At 46.4% G+C, this 9,934-nt stretch carries 7 protein-coding genes and 1 pseudogene; 4 read left to right on the forward strand and 4 right to left on the reverse strand.

Translation table 11 applies throughout. The features are described from left to right. Positions 1 to 73: 73 nt before the first annotated feature. Positions 74 to 943, reverse strand: a complete 870-nt coding sequence (locus CAG68_RS05680) for an AraC family transcriptional regulator (RefSeq protein WP_086047523.1) — start codon at positions 941 to 943, stop codon at positions 74 to 76. Positions 944 to 1,068: 125 nt separating this feature from the next. On the opposite strand from CAG68_RS05680, the gene CAG68_RS05685 reads away from it, so the two are divergent. After that, positions 1,069 to 2,217 carry an aminotransferase-like domain-containing protein gene (locus tag CAG68_RS05685; protein WP_017819834.1) on the forward strand — a complete coding sequence of 383 codons (1,149 nt, stop codon included), beginning with the start codon at positions 1,069 to 1,071 and terminating at the stop codon, positions 2,215 to 2,217. Positions 2,218 to 2,627: 410 nt separating this feature from the next. Then, positions 2,628 to 3,656 carry a hypothetical protein gene (locus CAG68_RS05690; RefSeq protein WP_053304579.1) on the forward strand — a complete coding sequence of 343 codons (1,029 nt, stop codon included), beginning with the start codon at positions 2,628 to 2,630 and terminating at the stop codon, positions 3,654 to 3,656. Between the two features lie 79 nt (positions 3,657 to 3,735). Here CAG68_RS05690 and CAG68_RS05695 read toward each other — a convergent pair whose 3' ends face one another. Next, positions 3,736 to 4,062: a DUF4156 domain-containing protein gene (locus CAG68_RS05695; RefSeq protein ID WP_054729325.1), complete on the reverse strand. Its 327-nt coding sequence runs from the start codon at positions 4,060 to 4,062 to the stop codon at positions 3,736 to 3,738. Between the two features lie 224 nt (positions 4,063 to 4,286). Here CAG68_RS05695 and CAG68_RS05700 point away from each other — a divergent pair, with 224 nt between their 5' ends. Further along, positions 4,287 to 4,997, forward strand: a complete 711-nt coding sequence (locus tag CAG68_RS05700; protein ID WP_054729329.1) for a lipoate--protein ligase family protein — start codon at positions 4,287 to 4,289, stop codon at positions 4,995 to 4,997. A 59-nt stretch (positions 4,998 to 5,056) separates the two neighbouring features. On the opposite strand, the pseudogene CAG68_RS22550 reads toward CAG68_RS05700, so the two are convergent. Beyond that, positions 5,057 to 5,134: pseudogene (locus tag CAG68_RS22550) on the reverse strand (VOC family protein); the annotation flags it as partial. A 148-nt stretch (positions 5,135 to 5,282) separates the two neighbouring features. Here CAG68_RS22550 and CAG68_RS05705 point away from each other — a divergent pair. Then, positions 5,283 to 6,851, forward strand: a complete 1,569-nt coding sequence (locus tag CAG68_RS05705) for a DEAD/DEAH box helicase (RefSeq protein ID WP_086047524.1) — start codon at positions 5,283 to 5,285, stop codon at positions 6,849 to 6,851. 106 nt (positions 6,852 to 6,957) lie between these two features. Here CAG68_RS05705 and CAG68_RS05710 read toward each other — a convergent pair whose 3' ends face one another. After that, positions 6,958 to 9,837, reverse strand: coding sequence for an MGH1-like glycoside hydrolase domain-containing protein (locus tag CAG68_RS05710; RefSeq protein WP_086047525.1), 2,880 nt, complete (start codon positions 9,835 to 9,837; stop codon positions 6,958 to 6,960). Positions 9,838 to 9,934 lie beyond the last annotated feature (97 nt).

Genomic DNA, 9,934 nt, shown 5'->3' on the forward strand with positions numbered 1-9,934 from the left:
TCAATTATTTGTAAAAAATCATCATATAGAGCTTAGCATTTTATTCCTTACGGATAGTAAATAAAGACTCCAATTAGAAAAAGCTGATGGGCAGATAGAAGTCCAGCTCAAACGCCTCATCATGGCTAAGGAAATGGTTTTTATGATAGTGAACATAAGCGGGAGTAGAACGCTGCTTAAAGCCTGAATTCGGCAACCACTTCTCTAACACCATACTCAATTGAGGAAGAAGCTCTCCATATACCCCTGTTAAGCGAAAAACAGCATGCAAACCACCCGGAATCGTCATTTGATTCACGACACCGCGTACTTTAAGCGGCTTATCAATCGCCATACAAGCCACATAGCGACACTTATCGAGCTCGACCCAAGCGGGGTTGGAGTGATGCAAACCGTATTGAACCGAAAAGTCCCGATTCTCAGAGCTTGCCCACGCCTTCAAAATCAGCCACGCATTGCGAATGGAACGGCTATAACCCTCATGCCGCACATAAGCCGCAAAGCGTTGTGGAACCTCCATAATTTTAGGTTCTGGCAACTCGCGTTGAGCAACCCGATGATAACCCGCAGCCACTTCCGGATCTTTTAGATACGGCTTTTCTGCGACTTGTAAATCATGCTTTCGCCACGCGCCAGGAGACATAGCGAACGTTGCTTTAAATGCTCGGCTAAAAGAAGATACCGAGCTAAAGCCGCACTTGTTAGCAATGTCTAACACCGACGAGCTGGTATCAAACATCAGTTGATTGGCGGCGTATTCCATTCTTGTGCGACGGATATATTGATGGACAGACTCCCCTACCACATCTTTAAAAATACGATGGAAGTGCTGTTCAGAATAGGCTGCTACATCTGCTAGCTCTTTAGCCGATAAATCTCTGCTAATGTCCTGGTGAATGTAAAACAGCACGTCATTGATCCTAGAAACTTGTTGGTGGCTCACGGAGTAAATTTTCGCTTAAATAGCATAAATGGACATGTTTAACAGCATAAATGGACACACCAAGCTTGGCAATTTACCTATACTATTTCTGACATAAAAAAAGACAATTACGAGAAGCACAGCACATGGAAATCGCACAGTCATTACAACAAACTAAGTCATCCTACATCCGAGAAATCCTCGCAGCAGCGAGCGATAAGAACGTCATTTCTCTTGCAGGTGGCTTACCGGACGAAAAAACCTTCCCAATCGACTTAATGAAACCGACGCTCGAAAACCTCGCGAATATGCCAGAGGTGTTTCAATATGGCGCAACAGCAGGCTACGCCCCGCTACTTAACTTTTTGACCGATTATTACCAGCTGCCAGAATCTCATTTGGCGATGATCACAACTGGCTCTCAGCAAGGGCTAGATTTGATTGCGCGTGCGTACGTGAATCCGGGCGATAAAGTGGTGATGGAAGCACCGAGCTACCTTGGTGCTATGCAAGTATTCGGTCTAGTGCAAGCCAACATCGTGACCGTTTCACAAACCGAGTGTGGCCCAAACCTTGAAGAACTCGAACAATGCTTTGCCACGCAGCAACCAAAAATGTTCTACGCCGTACCCGATTTTCACAACCCAACGGGCGTATGCTGGGCGCTAGAGACTCGCCAAAAAGTTGCCGAGCTTTGTATACAATACGACGTGGCGTTCATTGAAGACGCACCATACCGCGAGCTGCGTTTTTCTGGTGAAGCGCTTCCACTGGTTTCGGACTTCTGCCCACAGCACTCCATCGTATTGCGCTCTTTCTCCAAAATAGCTTCACCAGGCTTGCGTATTGGTGTAGTTACGGGCAAAAGCAGCTACCTTGAGCCACTTATCAAAATTAAACAAGGTGCCGATCTGCACTCTAGTATTCCTATGCAAGCTTTGCTGCATGGCCTGCTGCAACATGACAACTTCGAAACGCACATTTCAACCATCTGTGCGCTTTACAAATCACGTTACGATGTCATGTTTGCTGAACTGCAAAAACAGCTGCCAGAAAGTTGCGTACTCAAACCCGTCGATGGTGGTATGTTCGTTTGGGTCGAAATTCCAGAATGCGACACCTTCGAACTGGCGAAAAACCTTCTCGCAAACTGGGTTGCTGTAGTGCCGAGCCCGGTCTTTTATCCAGAAGGTTCAAAGGTAAAAGCCGCTCTGCGTCTTAACTTTACCAATGCTACACCAGAAGAACTGACGACAGCTGTCTCTCGACTCGCGGATGTCCTCAACACGTTGTAATTGAGCGCGAGTGTAAGAACCTGCCTTTGAGATTCAAAAAAGTCTCAAAGGCAGCATCAAAAAAGTTCCCCAAAAAAATTTATATTTTTCCTTCAAATCAACTCTCTACAGTAAGTGCCTGTTTTCTCTTGAACCTCTCACTCATATAAAAATGAGAACTCAATCACGTATTTGATGGTTAGAAAAGTTACGTCTATCTTTCAGTCAAAGACATCAACTTCGCAGCGTTAATGCTCTCAATTTCAGACACTTTATCAATCGTGGCTTAGCGGTTGATAAACGACTAAAAAAGCATCTGTGGGCAGACCCACTACGAAGGGTTGACCAGAACCATTCTGAATGTCGCGAGCCAATCTTTTGATTGGCAATTACGTCAGTGAATCGCACCAAATGACAGAGGGGTTATCAGGATGAATACTCGAACCACGACAGGACTCGTCACCATCGGCTGGTCCGTTACACTTTCACTTTTTACCGCATTCGCCGTGTATGCCAATACGTCGCCAAACTGTAGTGACGTATTAGCGGGCAACACAACCGCCGCATCGCAAAAAATGATGGTTTTATTGGGCGAAGACATCACCAAATCCAACCGTATAACTACGGTGATTCCAGCCGAAAACAATCCATTTGTGACCGAAGAACTGGTTTCGGTTTCTAACGACGTATCGCCAAACGGTCGTCTTTCACAAAAGAGTTTGGAAGAGATTCGGAAAGTCCGCTCAAATCTAGAGAAAGCAGCACAGGAAGTAAGCCGATTACAAGGCACTTTTGAAGTGGCTTTCATCAGTTTGATTGATGGTTACTGCCAATTTTCTAATCATAAACGTACTCAACATGCCAAAATCGACTTTGACCATTTGGAAGGCCTCACTTTGTATTCAATCCCCGCTTTAATAGCAATGGTCGATCAGTCGTACTCCATGGCAAAGAATCGAATCGCTAATGAGCAGAAACAGTTAAGCGACATTGAAAAAGAGAAACAGAGGCAGAAACAACAAGCAACTGCGGCAGCAGCCGCTCGTTACCAAGACGGTAACGTACTCGTAAGAGTCGAGAACTTTGATGGCGCTAATGTGACATTTTCCGTTACTAACATTGGATCTCAAGGATCATTACAACCAAATTTCAACACGTTTAATGCATATCGCACAGAAAGTGGAGAATTAATCTACAAGTCAGAATCTTTATTACACCTGGCGGATACTGCCGGTAACACACTTGAAACAATGGGTATCGCTGAGCTCTCATCACAAGGTGGAAGTGACATATCGATCTCTCCTGGAGAAACCCGAAAATTCGTTACTAGCATTGCTTCAGAAGTCGCGCCACATACGCAGTTGAGCTTAGAGTTTCCAGCCAAAGTGCTTAATACTGAGCGAGACTTTACATTGTCGTTTTCTGATACATCAGCGGTGGCGACAGCAAACGTTAATTAACGCAAAGTAGCCAGTATTTGTAGAACGCATCAAAGACAGGCGAGCAGCGCCTGTCTTTCAATTATGATCAAGCCAATAGCTACTGTTTGCACTTGTAAGCATTTGCAAACATCGTCACTGACGTAGAAAAGCTCAACGGTTGATACAAGTACAAGGTATCTGCGCCTAAATCCGCCGCCTTGATGCGCATTTGGTTTAGCGTCCCCCAAACCATGTCTTTATCTGCATGAAGCCAGTAGTCGTAAAAGTGTCCTTCTGAGCCGATCACGGTACCCATTAGTTCACAGTTTTCAATCGCATTCACATTGCCCCAAAGCACCTGTACTTGCTCAGATTCTTGAGTTGGGAACGTCACACATCCCGTTAATGATGCCGCTAACGCGAGAGTCATCACTCGCTTTTTCATACTTATATCGCCAAAATTTTTCATAGATGGCAGATTTTATGAATGGCTGATGTGATGACTAGCAAAAACTTTTTATCGCGTGTTCAAGTAGAATTAATGGACAACGGAAAAGATCCAAAAGGTGATCATGCAGCTAGCGAGCAAAAGCCTAATCACTCAGACCTAGCAATAAAGCTGTATCTGAGATACAACAGTAACGATTAAATAGCCGCGAGGGATAGAGTTTGGTTGCTAAAAATAAGCTAATTCGCTACACAGCTACGGAAGTCGCTGATGCATTTGACAAAGAAGATGAGCTCATTAAACAAGTTCAGTCCAACCAACTCTCGCAAGTGCTATTGCTTTGGCAAGTAAAAAGTCCAACGCTCGTGCTTCCCGCGGGTAAGAAATGGCCAGTGTCTAATGAGTTAGAACATGCGTTAAATACGTCTGGCTGGAAGCTCTTTTCTCGTAAAACCGGTGGTGCCCCAGTCCCTCAGGTGCCAGGTATTATCAATCTATCCCACATTTACCACTGGCCAGAAGGCGAGCCTTACAACATCAAAAAAGCGTATCTCGATTTATGTGCAATATTAACGGTTTTCTTTAAACAGCTCGGCGTGAAAGTGGATGTTCATGCTACGCCTTATTCCTACTGCGATGGCGAGTACAACCTCAACATTGGCGGGCAAAAAGTCGTGGGAACCGCGCAGCGTGTTTTACTTAAAAAAGGCGGCGGACAAGTGATATTGTCACAAGCATGCATTCTGATTGATGCCGACGTCGAGAAGATTGTCGAACCAGTACGAATGTGTAATCAGCTTTGCGGTCACAGCGATGATATTCGTGGTGATGTCCACACACCGCTCTTCCATCATGTATCCGACCGCCCATCGGTAGATTCGCTCTTTCAGCAATTGACGAGTGCGTTTTTAACGCATGCAAAAGCGGAGTAATGAAAGGAGCAAGCCTCCCCCACACTCCGAACAGCATTTGATAAACTAAAACTGCATACCGTGATAGCGATGTAAGAATGGACATCGCCAACGTAAAACCATTCAATCGATCGACCAAACCAGTTATCAGTTTTGCCTGCCAAAAAGAAATGAGATCCAGTTCAAATATTTATCCATGACGGAATTAGTTGAAGCCTGCGCGTAAAAGCCTCAGAATGTCGCACTTTTCGCACCGATTTGTTTTCGGCGCGTTGTTATCTAACTCTACAATTGAGAATCATACATATGGGTTTTACCTCGTTAGGTCTATCTGCTCCAATCCTTAAAGCTATTCAAGAAAAAGGCTACGACACCCCTTCGCCAATTCAGGCAAAAGCAATTCCTGCTATTTTGGAAGGGAAAGACGTAATGGCAGCAGCGCAGACTGGTACAGGTAAAACCGCAGGCTTTACGCTACCGATTCTTGAGCGTTTATCGAACGGCCCTCGCGTTCGTGCTAACCAAGTTCGTGCACTTATCCTGACGCCAACGCGTGAACTTGCGGCTCAGGTGCAAGAAAACGTGTTTATGTACGGCCGTCACCTTCCACTAAGCAGTACGGTGGTTTTTGGTGGTGTGAAGATCAACCCGCAAATGCAGCGTCTTCGCAAAGGTGCGGATGTGTTGGTCGCGACACCAGGGCGCCTGATGGATTTGTACAACCAAAATGCGGTGAAGTTCGACCAACTGGAAGTGCTAGTGCTCGATGAAGCAGACCGTATGTTGGATATGGGCTTTATCCGTGACATTCGTAAGATCCTAGCTCTGCTACCAAAACAGCGTCAGAACCTACTTTTCTCGGCGACTTTCTCGGATGAAATCCGTGACCTTGCGAAAGGCTTGGTGAACAACCCGGTTGAGATTTCAGTGAACCCGGCAAACTCGACGGCGAGAACGGTTGAGCAAAGCATCTACCCAGCAGACGTGAAAAAGAAAGCACCGATGTTGGTTAAATTGATCAAAGATGGCGATTGGAAGCAAGTGCTGGTGTTTACAAAAACGAAACACGGCGCAAACCGTCTGACGAAGTTCCTTATCGAACAAAACCTACCGGCTGCTGCCATCCACGGCAACAAGAGCCAAGGCGCGCGTACCAAAGCACTGGCGGATTTTAAATCGGGTGAAATTCGTGTGTTGGTCGCGACGGACATTGCTGCGCGCGGTATCGATATTCCTCAATTGCCGCAAGTGGTGAACTTTGAGCTACCTAAAGTGGCAGAAGACTACGTTCACCGTATTGGTCGTACTGGCCGCGCGGGCGAAGTAGGTAAAGCGATTTCACTGGTGTGTGCGCTAGAAGCATCTGAGTTGTTTGCGATTGAACGTTTGATTCAAGAAGTACTACCACGTAAAGAGTTGGAAGGTTTTGCGCCAACCAATGTGGTGCCAGAATCTAAACTGGATACGCGCCCAATCAAACCGAAAAAACCTAAGAAGCCGAAAAAACCAAAAGCGCCAAATGCTGCAAGTGAAAACGCCCCAGCAGCCGAAAAGAAAGCAGGCAATGGTGCAAACAAACCTAAACGTCGCTTCAACGGTGGTAACAACGGCAACAAAAACAGCACCAACCAAGGCGGTGCGGGCAAGCCTAAAGGCAACCGTGAAGGCCAAGGTCGTGCAAACAGCAAACCAGATGACCGCAAACCTAACGGCAACAAGCCGAATGGCAATAAACCGAGTGGAAATAAACCAAACGGTAATAAGAGTGGCAACGCTGGTAAACCGTCTGGTAACCGCAAGCCAAACAATGCTAAGCCTGCAGGAAACAAACCGTCAGGTCAGCGCCGTAAACCTCGTCCGCAGGCTGCAAACTAATCTGTAAACGGCCCCCGATAGCAAATACAATAAAGCCGCTGATAATCTCAGCGGCTTTGTTTTTCTTAGAACACAGTTTTTTAGAACACAGCGTTGTTAAAACAGCCTACATTAAAGGTGTGATTCGAATATCTGCGATTTGCGCTTCGTTCTTTTCACCCTCAATACCACCAGCGTAGATGTAGGTTTCATTCGATTTGAGGTAACTCATATTGAAGTGGTCCTTCAGCGCGATCTGATAGGTTTTCCCCTGCTCCAACGCTACTTCAATTGGCGTTGAGTAACGCATACCTTGGTTTTCACCAATATGGCCCATCTGCAAGTAACCTTGACCAACCACTTTACCTGCATCATCCAATACCTCTAACAGTTTCACGGTATTCGTGATGCCAGTATTAAGTTGCCCTAGGTTATTGTTGTACCAAGCATCGAACTGGTAAGTGCCCGTTACAGGGGCTGTAAACGACTCTGAACCTTTTACAACGCCACTGTCTTTACTCACCGTAACCACTGAGATATTGTCTTTGAGTGGCTGATATTCGCCATCAAGTTTGATGCGGATCTCTTCACCGACACAAACTGGTTGGCTTGGGTTAGAACGGAAGCCTTTATCGTTAATGCTTTCAGCCAAATAACAAGCAAAACCTGTTGGCGTATCGGAATAAGATTGAGCAATCACGTTCTTTTGAATCAGCTCGCCATTGCGATACAAGTTCACGTTGTACATACTCGTCACGTCAATCGAAACCGAATTATCAACGCTTTTTACCACCAATGTTGGCTCTTGCGGAGAATAAACGCGACTGTCTTCACTCACATACGGTTTCACCCCAGAAACTAAAGTAATGCTGCTATCTACACTCACAAGCGCGCCCAGTGTCACGTGGAAATGCCCCTCTTCGTCCATCGTGACATTTTCAACTGGGTAGTAGCCTGTTTCATCTTTACTTGCCTCAGGCAAATCAATGGTTACCGAATAGTTCTTTCCTTTGAAAGCAAAGTTTTCCAACGTGATTTGTTCAGACTGAGCCAACAAGTTATTGCGCACCCAGCTTGTGATAAATGGCTTCACTTCCAAATTACCTGTTTCGGTATGGATGCCGAATAGCGTCTCTACCACCATGTTCAAGTAGCCACCCACAGACCAAAGCTGACGCTGAGAGTTAATAACTGGGCCATCCATGCTTGGATCTTCACCATGATCACTATGGATGATGAATGACTTACCAGAAAGCCACTCTAAGTTTTCCATGTTGGACAAATTGGTCGCGGTACCACGAACCAACGATTGAATCGCATTGTTCGCCGCAGCCACGTTTTGTGTTTGATGCGCGGCGCGCAAGCTGTACGCGGTAACAAATGGCCAAATTGCGCGATTATGGTACACAGGCACGTCCGGTTGTTGAGGGAAGTAAACCGGCGCGCCAAACTCACTGTGTGGGTAATTGGCCATGATTTGTTTCGCCTGCGCATCACTTGCCACGCCACTGATGATCGCCAACGCTTCGCCCAACATATCGTATTTGTCGACCGCGATGTCTTTGCCATTGTCAAACAAATAGCTTACGTACATACCGCGTTCGGCATTCCAAAACTGCTCGTTGATAGCGGTTTTTAACTGCTCAGCCCACTCGGTGTATTTGACCGCGTTGGTTGAATCGTACTTCTCTGCTAACTTAGCCGCGAGCTGAATCGCGCGGTAGTGAACCACGTTTGTCGATAACGCTTTGCTGCTACCAATCGCATTGACATCGTTTGGCGTCCACGTTGAGTAAGTTTGCTCACGCCAATCGAGGAATGATTGTTCGCCAGTGTATAAACCGGATTTAGAATCAAAAGCCGCCAAGCGATCGGCTTCAAGTGTATTACTGATAGCTTTGTAAGCGCGCTCGGCAAACTGGTTGTACTCTTCCCCATCCAATGCCGAAAGTAAGCGTTCTGCACCAAGCGCCCAAGTCGTGCGGTCGGTACTGATTGGCCAGCTGCCGCCAGTGCCCGTGTCTTGCACAATCTGCTCGCCATCATATTGCTGATCGGTCGTGTCGCGAAAAGCGGACAATTTGAAATTCAAACCATTTTGCACGCGAGTTGGATTCATCAATGCAAGCGAAAGGTCTGCTGCGTACGCCAAATCACGCGTCCATACGTAATGCCACTTCGCGCCCGTCTCAAAAACTTCCGCTTTGATTGGGTTGTTGTAGTTGTAATTGCCGTCTTTGATTTCAGAAACGGCAAGCTGGTCTAGCTCTTTCATCGTCAATGCAAACAACGCGTCAAACGCGACATCACCCGACACCACTCGCGGTCCTGTTTGTTCATTGATCACTAAGCCTTGGTCGAGCGCATCACGCAATTCTGTCGTCGTTGAAATACCAAATTCACGCAGCTCAGCTTTAGGATCTTTCACCGAGAAAATCACGGTATCACTCGAGTCATCGTAATTGGCGAACAGTTTCACTTCTTTGCTCTGATGCCCTTCATGCACCATTGCAGGGTCGAGAATCGCATCAGAGTAGTATTTTTCCGCTTCTTCTTGCGTTGCTTTCGTCACAGTCATTGTCGCGCGACTTTCATCGGCAAAGCTCACAGAAAACTTGTAATACCCTTTGTCTTCAAACGTGATCTCAGAGTTGCAGTCATCGTTCATACACGCTTCATTCGTGTCTGGTTTTGGCAGGTACTCCTGAGCTTTATCGAACGCCGCGGGCTCCTCAAAATAGGTGTATTGGATCTGCCAACCCGGATCAGCAATCTTGAACTGATTGCTACCTCGAGCGACGCGCAGTACGGTTTCGTACTCGTTATTACCCAAATAGTTTAGCTTGGCATGCTCTGCCGTGCCCCAATCCCCATTTAAACCACGTAAATATAAGTCGGCTGAAATAATTGGTTTGTCGACCGGCACAGGCGCATCAGAGGAATCTGACCCACATCCAGCAAGACCAATACAAGACGCGACAGCAAGCGCAATAAAACTCGGTTTCATGTTCATCCCTTAGATTGTTGTTTTGGCGACAGTCTAAAGAACACCTTTTTGAGGGGAAAATAGGAAGTCAGGAGCGAGCTATAGATAACATCTATAC

This window comes from Vibrio sp. V42_P2S4T144 (assembly GCF_009904715.1).
Lineage (GTDB): Bacteria > Pseudomonadota > Gammaproteobacteria > Enterobacterales > Vibrionaceae > Vibrio > Vibrio alginolyticus.

Coding starts and splice junctions, on each gene's coding strand:
- CAG68_RS05685 (WP_017819834.1), top strand. CDS start 1,069: ATGGAAATCGCACAGTCATTACAACAAACTAAGTCATCCTACATCCGA.
- CAG68_RS05690 (WP_053304579.1), top strand. CDS start 2,628: ATGAATACTCGAACCACGACAGGACTCGTCACCATCGGCTGGTCCGTT.
- CAG68_RS05695 (WP_054729325.1), bottom strand. CDS start 4,062: ATGAAAAAGCGAGTGATGACTCTCGCGTTAGCGGCATCATTAACGGGA.
- CAG68_RS05705 (WP_086047524.1), top strand. CDS start 5,283: ATGGGTTTTACCTCGTTAGGTCTATCTGCTCCAATCCTTAAAGCTATT.
- CAG68_RS05710 (WP_086047525.1), bottom strand. CDS start 9,837: ATGAAACCGAGTTTTATTGCGCTTGCTGTCGCGTCTTGTATTGGTCTT.